The 15,029-nt window shown below is 70.4% G+C and carries 10 protein-coding genes; 8 read left to right on the top strand and 2 right to left on the bottom strand.

The features are described 5' to 3' along the window. Positions 1-139: 139 nt before the first annotated feature. Positions 140-1,252, bottom strand: a complete 1,113-nt coding sequence (locus tag ACFYPA_RS20730) for a LacI family DNA-binding transcriptional regulator (RefSeq protein WP_359082622.1) — start codon at positions 1,250-1,252, stop codon at positions 140-142. Positions 1,253-1,623: 371 nt separating this feature from the next. On the opposite strand from ACFYPA_RS20730, the gene hisC reads away from it, so the two are divergent. From hisC to ACFYPA_RS20705, 5 genes are all read left to right on the top strand, one after another. Further along, positions 1,624-2,703: a histidinol-phosphate transaminase gene (hisC, locus tag ACFYPA_RS20725; protein ID WP_359082623.1), complete on the top strand. Its 1,080-nt coding sequence runs from the start codon at positions 1,624-1,626 to the stop codon at positions 2,701-2,703. Positions 2,704-2,975: 272 nt separating this feature from the next. Then, on the top strand, positions 2,976-4,484 hold the full coding sequence (locus tag ACFYPA_RS20720) for a cytochrome ubiquinol oxidase subunit I (protein WP_359082624.1): 1,509 nt from the start codon (positions 2,976-2,978) through the stop codon (positions 4,482-4,484). Positions 4,485-4,503: 19 nt separating this feature from the next. Beyond that, positions 4,504-5,505, top strand: coding sequence for a cytochrome d ubiquinol oxidase subunit II (gene cydB / locus ACFYPA_RS20715; RefSeq protein ID WP_359082625.1), 1,002 nt, complete (start codon positions 4,504-4,506; stop codon positions 5,503-5,505). Between the two features lie 46 nt (positions 5,506-5,551). Beyond that, positions 5,552-9,109 carry a thiol reductant ABC exporter subunit CydD gene (gene cydD, locus ACFYPA_RS20710; RefSeq protein WP_359082626.1) on the top strand — a complete coding sequence of 1,186 codons (3,558 nt, stop codon included), beginning with the start codon at positions 5,552-5,554 and terminating at the stop codon, positions 9,107-9,109. A 62-nt stretch (positions 9,110-9,171) separates the two neighbouring features. Beyond that, positions 9,172-10,965 carry a GAF domain-containing protein gene (locus ACFYPA_RS20705; protein WP_359082627.1) on the top strand — a complete coding sequence of 598 codons (1,794 nt, stop codon included), beginning with the start codon at positions 9,172-9,174 and terminating at the stop codon, positions 10,963-10,965. 31 nt (positions 10,966-10,996) lie between these two features. On the opposite strand, the gene ACFYPA_RS20700 is transcribed toward ACFYPA_RS20705, so the two are convergent. Next, positions 10,997-11,863 carry a Cof-type HAD-IIB family hydrolase gene (locus ACFYPA_RS20700; RefSeq protein WP_359082628.1) on the bottom strand — a complete coding sequence of 289 codons (867 nt, stop codon included), beginning with the start codon at positions 11,861-11,863 and terminating at the stop codon, positions 10,997-10,999. Between the two features lie 528 nt (positions 11,864-12,391). Here ACFYPA_RS20700 and ACFYPA_RS20695 point away from each other — a divergent pair. The 3 genes from ACFYPA_RS20695 to ACFYPA_RS20685 are packed head-to-tail and all read left to right on the top strand — an operon-like array spanning position 12,392 to position 15,007. Continuing rightward, complete coding sequence (locus tag ACFYPA_RS20695; RefSeq protein WP_389133393.1) at positions 12,392-13,189, top strand: thioesterase II family protein; 798 nt, start codon at positions 12,392-12,394, stop codon at positions 13,187-13,189. 16 nt (positions 13,190-13,205) lie between these two features. Then, on the top strand, positions 13,206-14,081 hold the full coding sequence (locus ACFYPA_RS20690; protein WP_359348606.1) for an isocitrate lyase/phosphoenolpyruvate mutase family protein: 876 nt from the start codon (positions 13,206-13,208) through the stop codon (positions 14,079-14,081). Beyond that, positions 14,078-15,007, top strand: a complete 930-nt coding sequence (locus ACFYPA_RS20685; RefSeq protein WP_359082631.1) for a 3-oxoacyl-[acyl-carrier-protein] synthase III C-terminal domain-containing protein — start codon at positions 14,078-14,080, stop codon at positions 15,005-15,007. The genes ACFYPA_RS20690 and ACFYPA_RS20685 overlap by 4 nt, the downstream gene beginning before the upstream one ends. Positions 15,008-15,029 lie beyond the last annotated feature (22 nt).

The following is a 15,029-nucleotide window of genomic DNA, read 5'->3' as shown; positions in this document are numbered from 1 at the left end:
TGACGGGCCCTGCTGGTCGGGGTGGTCCGCGGTGTCGTGCGCCCATCATAGGAATGAGGATCGTGCTCTGTGACGCACCAGGGGTGGTGAATCCGCGCGCATGCCAGGTTCATCGGTCGATTGGTCCCAATTGGCCTGATCAATCCCCTGTCGGGGAGCGCGGTGCGCTGACCGTGGTGCGTGGCGGACGGCGTTGCGAGGAGGTCCGGACGATGAGTTCCGTCGGTATGACCTGTTCCACCGGTCCGTCCTGATCGACGCCTTCGATGGCGTCGATGAGCAGCTGGACGACCGCCGTGCCGATGCGGCGCGGTTTGAGCGAGAGCGTGGTGATGGGCGGCTCGGTCGTCGCGTACACGGTGGACTCGCTGCAGCAGACCAGCAGCAGGTCCTCCGGGACGCGCAGGCCGTACCGGCGGGCGGCCGCGAGCAGATCGGTGCCGTTCGGGTCGAAGAGGCCGTAGACGGCGTCCGGGCGGTCCGGACGGGCCAGCAGCCGGTCGGCCGCCACCGCGCCCGCGCACGGGTCGTGGGCGGGGTACGACTCGTACACCGGGTCCTGGCCGACACGCTCGCACCAGTGGAGGTACGCGGTGGTCGAGAGCCGGGTGTACGTGTCGGTGGTGGTGCCGGTGAGGAGTCCGATGCGGCGCGCCCCGGCCGCGGCGAGGTGGTCCAGGAGGTCGAGGACGGCGGCCCGGTGGTCGTTGTCCACCCAGGCGGTGACCGGAAGGGTGCCGGCCGGACGGCCGTCGGAGACGACGGGAAGTCCCTGGCGTACGAGTTCGGTGACGACCGGATCCTGGTCGGAGGGGTCGATGACGACGGTGCCGTCGAGCGCGACGTTCGACCAGACGTCGTGCCGTGAGGTGGCGGGGAGGATGACGAGGGCGTAGCCGCGGGCGAGTGCGGCGGAGGTGGCGGCTCGGGCCATCTCGGCGAAGTACGCGAATTCGGTGAAGGTGAAGGGTTCGTCCCCGTAGGTCGTCACGGTGAGGCCGATGAGGCCCGACTTGCCGGTACGGAGCGTTCGGGCCGCGGCGGAAGGGCGATAGCCCAGGCGCTCGGCGACCTCGCGGACATGGCTGCGGGTGGCGTCCGGGAGCCTGCCCTTGCCGTTGAGCGCGTCGGAGACGGTCGTGATGGAGACCCCGGCGGCGGCGGCGACGTCCCGGATTCCTGCTCGTCCCTGCCTGCCGCCGCGCCGGGGGGTCTCCGTCCGGCTCACCTGGTGCTTCCCTGCTGCTGTCATGGCGAGCCGATAGTAGGGCTCGGGCGGGTACTTGGCCCGGCCGCATATGCACTCGTTGACAGGCACGTTTCTGCATGGTCATCGAGCACCAATCGCCTTACTAATGCAGGGTGTTGCAGGGGTCGACCATCAAGTGTCACCTGTCGGGCCGGATGGGCCTGCCGAAAGGTGGATGTCTCGAAGAGGTCTCAACTCACCTCTTCGAGGGACGCGCGCCACGGAGTGAGCCACCGGCGCGCGCCACGGCGCGGAGCGCTCCCCCTCATTCCGGCACTCACCCGGCGAATCCGCGCTCCCGCCATTCGCAGCGGCGCCCAATCCTCTTAAGGTGAGCAGTATTGATGTGTACGGACGGTCGAGGAGGACCTGCGGTGAGCGAGACGAACCCCAAGCTGCGCGCCGAACTGGATGGCGTCCCCGCCTATGTGCCGGGCAAGCCGGCCGCCGCGGGCGGACCGGTCGCGTTCAAGTTGTCCTCCAACGAGAACCCGTATCCGCCGCTGCCGGGGGTGATGGAGTCCGCGCTGGCAGCGGCCGCGCACTTCAACCGGTACCCGGACATGGCCTGCACCGGCCTGATGAACGAACTGTCCGACCGTTTCGGTGTGCCGCTCTCGCACCTGGCCACCGGGACCGGTTCGGTCGGCGTGGCCCAGCAGCTGCTGCAGGCCACCTCGGGCCCGGGCGACGAGGTCATCTACGCCTGGCGTTCCTTCGAGGCGTACCCGATCATCACGCAGGTCAGCGGCGCCACGTCGGTGAAGGTGCCGCTGACCGACGGTGAGGTGCACGACCTGGACGCGATGGCCGGCGCGATCACCGACCGGACCCGGATGATCTTCGTCTGCAACCCGAACAACCCGACCGGCACCGTGGTGCGCCGGGCCGAACTGGAGCGCTTCCTGGACCGGGTTCCGGGCGATGTGCTCGTGGTGCTGGACGAGGCGTACAAGGAGTTCATCCGCGACCCCGACGTCCCCGACGGCATCGAGATCTACCGTGACCGGCCCAATGTGGCGGTGTTGCGGACGTTCTCCAAGGCCTACGGGCTCGCCGGGCTGCGGGTCGGTTTCGCCGTGGCCCACGAGCCGGTGGCGGCCGCACTGCGCAAGACGGCGGTGCCCTTCGGTGTCAGCCAGGTCGCCCAGGACGCGGCGGTGGCCTCGCTGCGGGCCGAGGACGAGCTCCTGGGCCGGGTGGGTTCCCTGGTGTGCGAGCGGCAGCGGGTCTCCGAGACGCTGGTGCGGCAGGGCTGGACGGTGCCCGAGTCCCAGGCGAACTTCATCTGGCTGCGGCTGGGGGACCGTACGGCCGACTTCGCCGCGGTCTGTGAGAGGGCCGGGGTGGTCGTCAGGCCCTTCGCGGGCGAGGGCGTGCGGGTCTCGATCGGTGAGGACGAGGCGAACGACGTGTTCCTGAAGGTGACGGAGTCGTACCGCAAGGAGCTGTAACCGGCACTCTCCGGCTGGCCGGCCCCGTATCTCGTGCGCGAGGTGCGGGGCCGTTCGCGTGGGCGGACGCGGGGGGCCGGGAGTGTCTGCTTCGGGGGGAATGATCGCTACGTCCCCGAGGGGTACCCCGGTCGTACCTTCCGAAAGTCTGTGCGCCATAATTGCTTGTGAATGTGAACGCGTTCACAAGCGTGTCCCGTTTCCTCCGCTGTTCAGTCGGATTAATGGGACAAACCGCCGACGCATCGGCGGCGACGTAAGGAGAAGACGACGTGGAGCTGGCTCTGGCGCCGGAGACCCTGGCGCGATGGCAGTTCGGAACGACCACCGTCTACCACTTCCTCTTCGTTCCCCTGACGATCTCTCTCGCCGCGCTCACCGCCGGCCTGCAGACCGCCTGGGTGCGGACCAACAAGGAGAAGTACCTCAGGGCCACCAAGTTCTGGGGCAAGCTCTTCCTGATCAACATCGCCATGGGCGTCGTCACGGGGATCGTCCAGGAGTTCCAGTTCGGGATGAACTGGTCCGACTACTCGCGGTTCGTCGGCGACGTCTTCGGGGCCCCGCTCGCGTTCGAGGCGCTGATCGCGTTCTTCTTCGAATCCACGTTCATCGGCCTGTGGATCTTCGGCTGGGACAAGCTGCCCAAGAAGATCCACCTCGCCTGCATCTGGATGGTCTCGCTCGGCACCATCCTCTCCGCGTACTTCATCCTGGCCGCCAACTCCTGGATGCAGCACCCGGTCGGCTACCGCATCAACAAGGAACGCGGACGTGCCGAGCTCACCGACTTCTGGCACGTGCTCACGCAGAGCACCGCGCTCGCCCAGTTCTTCCACACCATCACGGCGGCCTTCCTGGTCGGTGGCGCGTTCATGGTCGGTATCGCCGCCTTCCACCTGGCGCGCAAGAAGCACATCCCGGTGATGCGGACCTCGCTGCGGCTGGGGCTGATCACGATCGTGATCTCGGGCCTTCTCACCGCCGTCAGCGGGGACCAGCTGGGCAAGGTGATGTTCAAGCAGCAGCCGATGAAGATGGCGGCGGCCGAGGCGCTGTGGGACGGGCAGAACTCCGCACCCTTCTCGATCTTCGCGTACGGAGACGTCAGCGAGGGGCACAACTCCGTCGAGATCTCGATCCCCGGAGTGCTGTCCTTCCTCGCCGACGACACCTTCGACTCCTACGTGCCCGGCATCAACGACATCAACAAGGCCGAGCAGGAGAAGTACGGCCCCGGCGACTACCGGCCCAACATCCCCGTCGCCTTCTGGAGCTTCAGGTGGATGATCGGCTTCGGCATGGCGTCCTTCGGGCTAGGGATCCTCGGGCTGTGGCTGACCCGGAAGAAGTTCATGCTGCCGCCGGGGATGCGCACCGGTGAGGACGAGGTGCCCCATCTGGTCCTGTTCAAGAACAAGGCACTGAGCCCGAAGCTCGCCAAGTGCTACTGGATCGTCGCACTGTGGACCCTCCTCTTCCCACTGATCGCCAACTCCTGGGGCTGGATCTTCACGGAGACGGGCCGTCAGCCCTGGGTCGTCTACGGCGTCCTGCAGACCCGTGACGCGGTCTCCCCCGGCGTCTCGCAGGGCGAGGTGCTCACCTCGATGATCCTGTTCACGGCGCTGTACGCCGTGCTCGCCGTGATCGAGGTCAAGCTGCTCGTGAAGTACATCAAGGCCGGACCGCCGGAGCTCACCGACGCCGACCTCAACCCGCCCACCAGGATCGGCGGCGACCACGACGACGCCGACCGGCCCATGGCCTTCTCCTACTGAGAACACAGGGAGCCGAGAGATGGAACTCCACGACGTCTGGTTCGTGCTCATCGCCGTTCTCTGGACCGGCTACTTCTTCCTGGAGGGATTCGACTTCGGGATCGGTGTCCTGACCAAGTTGCTGGCGCGGGACCGGAAGGAACGGCGGGTCCTGATCAACACGATCGGGCCCGTCTGGGACGGCAACGAGGTGTGGCTGCTCAGCGCCGGCGGAGCGACCTTCGCCGCGTTCCCCGAGTGGTACGCCACGCTGTTCTCCGGCTTCTACCTGCCTTTGCTGATCATCCTGCTCTGCCTGATCGTGCGGGGTGTGGCCTTCGAGTACCGGGCGAAGCGGCCCGAGGCGAAGTGGCAGACGAACTGGGAGCACGCGATCTTCTGGACCTCGCTGATCCCGGCCCTGCTCTGGGGCGTCGCCTTCGGGAACATCGTCCGCGGCGTGAAGATCGACGCCAACATGGAGTACGTGGGCAGCTTCTGGGACCTGCTCAATCCGTACGCGATCCTCGGTGGACTGGTCACGCTCTTCCTCTTCACCTTCCACGGAGCGGTGTTCGCGGGGCTCAAGACCGTCGGGGACATCAGGGCCCGGGCGCGCAGGCTGGCGCTGAAGCTGGGCGTGGTCACCGCGGTCCTCGCGCTGGGGTTCCTGATCTGGACCCAGGCGGAGCACGGGGACGGCTGGAGCCTGATCGCGATGGTCGTCGCCGCGGTGGCCCTGGTCGCAGCGATCGGGACCATCGCCGCGGGGCGCGAGGGCTGGTCCTTCGCCTTCTCCGGGGTGACCATCGCGGCCGCGGTCGCGATGTTGTTCCTGACGCTCTTCCCGAACGTCATGCCGTCCTCGCTGAACGACGCCTGGAGCCTCACGGTCACCAACGCCTCGTCCAGTCCGTACACGCTGAAGATCATGACCTGGTGTGCGGGGATCGCCACTCCGGTGGTCCTGCTCTACCAGGGCTGGACGTACTGGGTGTTCCGCAAGCGGATCGGTACGCAACACATCGCCGACGCGCACTGAACGCAGTGAGTGCCTTGACCGAGCCGAGCCGCATGGGGTGTTTCACGTGAAACCGATCGATCCGCGTCTGCTCCGCCACGCCCGTGCCACCCGCCTGTTCCTGGCAGCGGTGGTGGTACTCGGAGTGGCCGGGGCGGCGCTGGTCATCGCCCAGGCGATGCTCGTGGCCGAGGTGGTGGTGGGCGGATTCGAGGACGGCCTCACCGGTACGGATCTGCGTACGCCGCTCCTTCTGCTCGCCGCCGTCGCGCTCGGCAGGGCCCTGGTCTCCTGGCTCACCGAACTGGCCGCCTACCGCGCCGGTGCCGCCGTGAAGTCCGAACTGCGCGGGCGGCTGCTCGCCCGGGCGGCAGAGCTGGGACCGGAGTGGCTGAGCGGTCAGCGCACCGGCTCGCTGGTGGCTCTCGCCACCCGGGGAATCGACGCGCTCGACGACTACTTCGCCCGCTACCTACCGCAGCTCGGGCTCGCGGTGGTGGTGCCGGTGGCGGTGCTGGCCAGGGTCGTCACCGAGGACTGGATCTCGGCGGCGATCATCGTCATCACGCTGCCGCTCATCCCGCTCTTCATGATTCTGATCGGCTGGGCCACCCAGTCGCGGATGGACCGGCAGTGGCGGCTGCTGTCCCGGCTCTCCGGGCACTTCCTGGACGTGGTCGCGGGTCTGCCGACGCTGAAGGTCTTCGGCCGGGCCAAGGCCCAGGCGAAGTCCATCCGCACCATCACCTCGCAGTACCGGCAGGCGACCCTGCGCACCCTGCGGATCGCGTTCCTGTCGTCCTTCGCACTGGAGCTCCTGGCGACGCTGTCGGTGGCACTCGTCGCCGTCACCATCGGCATGCGGCTCGTCCACGGGGAGCTCGACCTCTACACCGGCCTGGTGGTGCTGATCCTCGCGCCCGAGGCCTATCTGCCGATCAGGCAGGTGGGCGCGCAGTACCACGCCGCGGCCGAGGGCCTCTCGGCCGCCGAGGAGATCTTCGCCGTCCTGGAGACCGAGCCGCACGCGGGCGGTACGCGGGAGGTACCCGGCTCACTGCGGCTGGAACTGGAGGAGGTGACCGTACGGCACGCCGGGCGCAGCGAGCCCTCGCTCGCCGGGGCCTCGCTGGTGGTGGGCGAGGGAGAGACCGTCGCTCTGGTCGGTCCGAGCGGCGTCGGCAAGTCCACGCTGCTGGACGTGGTGCTGGGATTCGTGCGGCCCGACGAGGGCCGGGTGACGGTCGGCGGGACGGATCTGGCGGCCCTCTCCCCCGAGCGCTGGCGCGAGCGGATCGCCTGGGTGCCGCAGCGCCCGCACCTCTTCGCGGGCACGATCGCGGAGAACGTGCGGCTGGCCGGGCCGGGGGCTGACGACGACGCGGTGACGGCCGCGCTGCGCGCCGCCGGTGCGTACGACTTCGTGGCCGCGCTGCCGGACGGCGCCGGCACCCTCCTCGGTGAGGACGGCGCCGGGCTCTCCGCGGGGCAGCGCCAGCGGCTCGCGCTCGCCCGGGCCTTCCTTGCCGACCGGCCGGTCCTGCTGCTCGACGAGCCGACCGCGAGCCTGGACGGTGAGACGGAGGCGGGCATCGTCGAGGCGGTACGCCGGCTGGCGGTGGGCCGGACCGTGCTGCTGGTTGTCCACCGGCCGGCGCTCCTTTCGGTGGCCGACCGGGTGGTGACGCTGGCTCCTGCCGCAGTGGCCGAGCGGGTGCCGGACACGGCATCGGCCGCGGTGGCGGATCCGGCGGGTGTGCGGGAAGCCGTCGTGGGGCCGGAGCCGGAGGGGCGAACAGCAGCCGCGGCGGCCGAGCCGTCGGGGGAACCCCGGGTGCTGCGGGACACGACCGCGGGGGCGGGCCACGTGCTCACCCGGGTGAGGGAGGCCGCCGGCGCGCAGCGCGGCAGGCTGCTGCTGGCTCTGTTGCTGGGAAGTCTCGCGCTGGGTTCGGCCGTCGGCCTCATGGCCGTTTCCGGCTGGCTGATCTCCCGCGCCTCCGAGCAGCCCCCGGTGCTCTATCTGATGGTGGCGGTGACGGCGACCCGTGCGTTCGGCATCGGGCGAGCCGTCTTCCGCTACGCCGAGCGCCTCGTCTCGCACGACGCCGTGCTCCGGATGCTCGCGGAGCTCCGCGTCGGCGTCTACCGGAGCCTGGAGCGCATCGCGCCCGCGGGCCTGCGCCGGACCCGCCGGGGTGACCTCCTGTCGCGGCTCGTCGCCGATGTGGACGCCCTTCAGGACTACTGGCTGCGGTGGCTGCTGCCCGCCGGGACCGCGGTGGTCGTGGGCGCGGGAGCCGCCGGTTTCACCGCTTGGCTGCTGCCCGAGGCGGGCCTCGTCCTGGCCGCCGGACTGCTGCTGGCCGGGGTCGGGGTCCCGCTCGTCAGCGGCGCCTGTGCCCGGCACGCGGAGCGCCGGCTGGCGCCCGCCCGCGCCGATCTGGCCACCCGGGTCACCGACCTGCTCGGCGGGACCGCCGAGCTGACCGTCGCGGGCGCGCTCCCTGGGCGCCTGGCCCGGGGCCGGGAGGCCGACGGAGCGCTGACCCTAATCGCCTCCCGCGCCGCGACCGCCACCGCGCTCGGCGGCGGTCTGGGTGCCCTGATCGCCGGCCTCACCGTGGTCGCGTCCGCCCTCGTCGCCCTTCCCGCGGTGGCCGACGGCCGGCTGGCCGGGGTGGAGCTCGCCGTGGTCGTCCTCACCCCGCTGGCCGCCTTCGAAGCCGTGACCGCCCTGCCGCTCGCCGTGCAGTACCGGCAGCGGGTCAGGCGGAGTGCGGAGCGGGTGTTCGAGGTGCTGGACGCTCCGGTGCCGGTGCGGGAACCCGCCGTCCCGGCCGAGGCGCCCGCCTCGCCCTTCCCCGTGGAGGTCCGGGGCCTGTCCGCCCGGTACGCGGGAGCCGACCGCGACGCGCTGGACGACCTCGACCTCACGCTGGAGGCCGGCCGGCGCATCGCGGTGGTGGGCTCGTCCGGTTCCGGGAAGACCACGCTGGCCCAGGTCCTGCTGCGCTTCCTGGACGCGCGGACGGGGACGTACCGGCTCGGCGGGGTGGACGCGGCCGCGCTGGACGGGGACACGGTCCGGCGGTTCGTCGGCCTCTGTGCCCAGGACGCCCACATCTTCGACAGTTCCATCCGGGAGAACCTGCGGCTGGCCCGTACCGGTGCGACGGACGGGGAGCTGCGCGACGCGCTGGGCCGGGCCCGGCTGCTCGACTGGGCGCAGGCGCTGCCGGACGGCCTGGACACGCTCGTCGGTGAGCACGGCGCCCGTCTCTCCGGCGGTCAGCGCCAGCGGCTCGCGCTGGCCCGGGCGCTGCTCGCGGACTTCCCCGTCCTGGTGCTGGACGAGCCGGCCGAGCACCTCGACCTGGCGACGGCCGACGCCCTGACCGCGGATCTGCTGGCGGCCACTCAGGGGCGTACGACCGTCCTGATCACCCACCGTCTCGAAGGGCTCGACGCCGTCGACGAGGTGGTGGTGCTGGAGGCCGGCGCCGTCGTGCAGCGCGGTCCGTACGACGCCCTCGTGGCGGTGGACGGGCCTCTGCGGCGGATGCTGGAGCGTGAACGGGAGACCGCCGTCGATTCCGGTAAGCCGGTGGGTGCGCGTGCCTGATGGCCCGTGCCGCCTTCAGATCTCGACTTTCGTCACGAAAAGGGACTAACTACGCTCTGGGTATGTCAGAGCCGGACCCGAACCACCCGGAGCACGCGAAGGGGCCGCACGGCTCAGGGGATGCGCAGGGCTCGAGCGACCCGCTGGACGACCCGTCGCAGCCGACGACGGACTCGCTGGAAGCCGCGACGGAGGCGACCCGCAGCCTGCAGGGCCTGTCCACCGAACTCACCGCCCGCGTGCCCCGGCTGCTGGAGGCCATGCGGTCGGTGGGCACGGGCCTGGAACTCCACTCCACCCTCGACCGGATCTGCGAGACGGCCGCCGAGCTGGCGCACTCCCGTTTCGCGGCCATCGGTGTCGTGGACGAGCGGGGCGAGGGGCTGTCCGACTTCGTCACCTACGGGGTCTCCGAGGGCGTGGTGCGCAGGATCGGACGACGGCCGGACGGTCAGCGGGGACTGCTCGGCGCCCTCATCCACGACCCGCGTCCGCTGCGGCTGGCCGACCTGACGTCCGACCCGCGGTTCGCGGGCTTCCCGCCGGGCCATCCACCGATGCGCACGTTCCTCGGCGTCCCGATCCGCGTTCAGGGTGAGATCTTCGGCAACCTCTATCTGGCCGAGAAGACCGGCGGCGGCGAGTTCAACGACTACGACCTGCACATGGTCCGTGTGCTGGCGACCGAGGCCGGCATTGCCATCGGCAACGCACGGCTGTACGAGGCGGCCAGGCAGCGCGAGCGGTGGATCGACGGGTCGGTGGCCGTGACCACCGCCCTGCTGTCCGGTGGGGACGCCGACGACGCGCTCTCCGTCGTCGCCGAGCAGGCCCGCCGTCTCGCCGGATCGGCGGTCGGCATCGTGCTGTTGCCGGCCGAGGACGGGGGGCTGGAGATCGTCGCCGTCTCCGCGAACGACCCGTCCGGCTCCCTCGGTGTGATCATTCCGGCGCACAGCCCCGTGGTGGCGAGGCTGTTGAACGGCGAGGCGGTCTTCATCGACGATTCGGCCACCGACCCTCGCATGATCACCAGGCTGGCGGAGCGCTTCGGCCCGAGCATGATGCTCCCGCTGCACAGCGGGGGCCGGGTGCTCGGCGCGCTCGCCACCCCGCGCGCCAAGGGGGGCCGGCCGTTCACGGAGACCGAGCGGACCCTCGCCACCCAGTTCGCCTCGCAGGCGGCGCTGGCGCTCATGATGGCCGAGGCGCAGCGCGACCGGGAGCGGCTCGCGGTCTACGAGGACCGCGACCGTATCGCCCGCGACCTGCACGACCTGGTGATCCAGCGGCTGTTCGCCACCGGGATGATGCTGGAGAGCGCGCAGCGCCGGTCGGATGTGCCGGAGGTGCAGACCGGGGTGGGACGGGCGGTCGACGAGCTGGACGTGACCATTCAGGAGATCCGCACCGCGATCTTCGCCCTGCAGCAGGAGCCGGCCGAGGCGCCCTCGGGGCTGCGCACCCGCGTGCTGCGCGAGATCAACATGGCGGCGGTCCCGCTGGGCTTCAAACCGTCCCACCGCTTCCTCGGTCCGGTCGACTCCCTGGTCGGTGAGCTGACCGGCAAGAATCTGATCGCGGCCCTCCGGGAGGCGCTGTCCAACGCCTTCCGCCACGCCGAGGCGTCACGGATCGATGTGGTCGTCGACGCGACCGCCACGCTGCCCGACGGGCAGGACGCGGTGCGTCTTTCGGTCGCCGACGACGGGGTGGGCATTCCGGCGGGCGGCCGGCGCAGCGGGCTGCGGAACCTGGCGCGACGGGCGGAATCGCTCGGCGGGTCCAGTTGGTTCGGGCCGGGAATCGGGGAGGACGGCGCCGGTACGAAGGTGGTGTGGCAGGTGCCGCTCTGACCGCCGGGGCCTTCAGCCCTCGTGGAATCCCTCAGTGCTCCACGCGCGTCCGGGTGCGTTCGGCGATGATCCGCTCGATCACGACCGCGACGCCGTCCTCGTTGTTGGTGACCGTACGGCCGGTGGCCGCCGCCAGGGCGGCCGGGTGTGCGTTGCCCATCGCGTACGACGTGCCCGCCCAGCTCAGCATCTCCACGTCGTTCGGCATGTCACCGAAGGCGACGACCTCCGCGGAGGAGATGCCGCGCTCGGCGCAGCAGAGCTCCAGCGTGCTGGCCTTGGAGACGCCGGGCCCGCTGACCTCCAGAAGGGCGGTGGGGCTGGACCGGGTGAACGACGCCCGGTCGCCGGCCACCGTGCGTGCCAGGTCGAGGAAGGCGTCCGGGGCCAGTTCGCGGTGGTGGGCCAGGAGCTTCAGCACGGGGGCGCCGGTGCCCGGCGTCTCCTCGTGGAGCAGTTTCTCGGCGACGGCAACCGTGGCGCCGGGGTCCAGGTGGAAGGGCGGATAGGCCGGTTCGTAGTGGATACCGGTGGCCAGCTCGACGGCGAACGACGTGCCGGGGGCGGCCGCGCGCAGCGTGTGGACGATGTCGAGGGCCGTCGGGCGCTCCAGGGCCCGCACCTTCAGCAGCCTGCCGCCGGCGTGCAGGTCGGCGACGGCGGCTCCGTTGGCGCAGATCGCCAGGCCGTGCCCGTGCACGTGCTCGCTGACGACGTCCATCCAGCGGGCGGGGCGGCCGGTGACGAAGAAGACCTCGATGCCGGCCTCCTCGGCAGCGGCGAGCGCCGCGACCGTGCGGTCCGAGACGGTCTTGTCGTCGCGCAGGAGGGTGCCGTCCAGATCGGTGGCGATCAGCCGGGGAGCGGCAGGAACGGGCTGTTCGGTAGCTGAGGTCACCGCTCCATTCTCGCGTACGAGGGTGCACGGGCGTGCGCAGGGGCGCACATCTGAGTGGGTACGCCCCTGAACTGGTCGTATTCCACTGACATATGCCTGAGGTTGGGGAGGGGGTGCGCACTCGGGCCGGAACACCGCCGGGGCCGGTCGCGGGCGTTCGCACCGCATGTCGCGCATGGCGTGTCGTCTATCGAATGGGTGCGCCGGAAACGAACGTGTGACCCTCTTCGCGCGCGGCGCGCACGGCAGTGACCGGCCCCTTTCTTTGATCGTCCACATCGTGAGACATCTAATGGACATTCCTGTGTGATCAGGCAACCAGAAATTCAACTTCCTTTCCCTGCAAACTGTTTGACCACCCCTGGGCCCGGCTGTAGTGTCCGTAGCCGTAAAGCGTGACGCCATAAAGCACAGCTACACGTCGTTGACCTCTGGTCGGCAGCTCGCGGGGGCCTGAAGATGCCATGGCATCCATTCAGTTCTGAACTATGTGCGAGCGGGGGATAGTTCACGGACTGAGCGAAATGGATGGCGATGTCTGCACCGTCATGGTTTCTTTCCCGGGGAACGGACTTGGCTTCACCAGTTCCACGCATTTACTGCTTTCATCACGCCGGGGGCAACCCGCGAGCGTTTCTCGCCCTGCAGCCGGGCCTCGGGGCCCATGCCCGGGTCGTACCCGTGTGCATGCCCGGACGCGACCACCGGGCCGACGTACCGCGACCCGCGAGCGTCGCCGAATTCGCCGAGGGTGCTGCCGCGGCCATCGCCGAGCACGCCGATGACCAGCCCTTCTACCTGCTCGGACACAGCCTCGGCGCACTGGCCGCCTTCGAGACGGCCCGCCGGCTGCGCCACGTGGACACCCTCGCCCGGCTGATCGTGTCCGGTTCCAACGCGCCGAGCCGGGTGCCGTCCGCCCGTACCGTCCAGACCGCCCGGCTCGAAGGCCGCGAATTCGCCGAGGCCATGACGTACTTCGGCGGGATGCCCCCGGAGGCGATCCAGGACGACGATCTGCGCCGGCTGCTGCTCCCCGGGCTGCAGGAGGACTTCCAGCTCTCCGCCGCCTACCGCTACGAGCCGGCCGAGCCGCTCGGCGTCGGGATATCCCTGGTCAACGGCCTGGACGATCCCCATGTGAAGGCCCCGGGGCTGGAGCCCTGGCGGCGTGAGTGCGAGGGTGAGCCCCAGTACCACTGGGCGCCCGGCGGGCACTTCTACTTCATGGACGAGCCCTCGGCCCTCACCGATGTGCTTCTTCCGCTCGTGCACGACGGCGACCGGCCCGTGGCATCGGCGGGGCACCACACCGAATTGATCTGAACCACCAACGGGGAGTGTGACGGTGCAACCGTCTGTACGGGAGCTGCAATTCAGGGGTGCCGCATTCCGGGACCTTCACAACGGGCCTGACGCATTCGTCATTCCCAATCCATGGAATGCGGGAACTGCTCATATTCTGTCCGGGCTCGGATTTCCCGCACTGGCGACCACCAGTGCCGGCCTCGCCGTGGCCCTCGGGCACCCCGACGGTGCCAACCAACTGGACCGCGACACGGTGATCGCCAACGCCCGGGAGATCGTGGAGGCCACCGAACTGCCGGTCTCCGCCGACCTGGAGAGCGGCTTCGCCGCGACGCCGGCCGGGGTCGCGGAGACCTTCGCCGCCGCGGGAGCGGCCGGCCTGGTGGGCGGATCGATCGAGGACGCGACCGGGCTCCCCGGCGACCCGGTACGGCCGCTCGGGGAAGCGGTGGAGCGGGTGGCGGCCGCGGTGGAGGCCGCGCGGGCCCTGCCGTTCCCGTTCACCGTCACCGCCCGCGCGGAGAACTTCCTCTACGGGCGCCCCGACCTGGAGGACACGATCCGCCGCCTCCAGGCCTACGAGGAGGCGGGCGCCGATGTGCTGTACGCGCCCGGACTGCCGTCCGCCGAGGCCGTGCGGGCCGTCTGCGGCGCCGTGGGGAAGCCCGTCAACGTACTGGCGGGGAGCCAGAAGCCGGCCCTCGGGGTGGCGGAGCTCGCCGCGTGCGGGGCGCGCCGGATCAGCCTGGGTTCCACCATGTTCCGGGCCGCGCTCGGCGGTCTCGTGCAGGCGGCCCGCGAGGTGCTCGACCACGGGACCTTCGGGTTCACCGCGGATGCCCCGCCCTACGGCGAAGTCAACCAGTGGATGACCCGCGCAGCCGGGCGCGTCGACGGAGCGTGTCCGTGAACCAGGGGCACATACAGCTGAGCTCGCCCGCGTACGAACTCGGCGAGAACGAGACGGACCACTCCGACTTACCCGGCCTCCTGGAACAGGCCGAACGGCTGGGGATGCCGCCCAGGGCCGAACTGTGGGGCTGGGGAAAGGTGCACCGCACCGAGCTGCCCCTGGAGGAACTGGCGGCCCGGTGCGGACGGGCCGTCCTGGCCGGCTCCGGCACCGATCCGGCCGACGTGGACGCCCTGGTCCTGTGCTGCACCGGCTTCCCCGGTGACGCGGAGACCCACGGCGGGTTCGTCCAGGCCGTCCTGGCGGGCCTCGGGACGAAGAACCACGACGTGGTGGGAGTGACGCTCAACCGCTGCACCAACCTGCTGGCCGGCCTCGTGGTGGCCCGTTCCCTGGTCGCGGGGGGCAGCCACCGGCGCGTCCTCGTCCTCACGGTGGACCGGGTGACCGACGAGGCGCGCCGCATGACGGGATTCGCCCTGTTCAGCGACGGCGCGGCCGGCTGCCTGGTGACGGACGGGGCCGGTGAGTACACGCTGGTCGACACCGCGACGGCGCACGACACGAGCCGTATGGACTGGTCGGAGGAAATCAGTTCCGAGCTGTCGCGCCGCGTCAACGACACCCTGCTGACCCCGCGCGGAATGAAGCCGTCGGACATCGACGGAGTTCTGCACACCAATGTCTTCAAGCCGGTGGTCACGATGAAGGAACTGCAGGCCGGATTCAAACCGGCGCAGCTCTCCCTGGACAACATCGAACGCGTCGGGCACTGCTTCGCCGCCGACCCGCTCATCAACCTGGTCGACCGGAATCGCGAGGGCCGGGTGCGGCACGGCCGTCACTACCTGCTGGCCGCCAGTGTTCCGGGATCACGCGTGGGAGTTCTGCTGCAGAGGACGCCGGCCGAATCCGGCCACTGATCTCTGCGCACGCCGACCCTTC

This window comes from Streptomyces sp. NPDC005775 (assembly GCF_042871565.1).
Taxonomy (GTDB): Bacteria; Actinomycetota; Actinomycetes; order Streptomycetales; family Streptomycetaceae; genus Streptomyces.
Note: the sequence above shows the minus strand (reverse complement) of the source record. Positions and strands in the feature narration are given on the sequence as shown.

Coding starts and splice junctions, on each gene's coding strand:
- ACFYPA_RS20730 (WP_359082622.1), bottom strand. CDS start 1,252: ATGACAGCAGCAGGGAAGCACCAGGTGAGCCGGACGGAGACCCCCCGG.
- cydB (WP_359082625.1), top strand. CDS start 4,504: ATGGAACTCCACGACGTCTGGTTCGTGCTCATCGCCGTTCTCTGGACC.
- ACFYPA_RS20705 (WP_359082627.1), top strand. CDS start 9,172: ATGTCAGAGCCGGACCCGAACCACCCGGAGCACGCGAAGGGGCCGCAC.
- ACFYPA_RS20695 (WP_389133393.1), top strand. CDS start 12,392: ATGGCGATGTCTGCACCGTCATGGTTTCTTTCCCGGGGAACGGACTTG.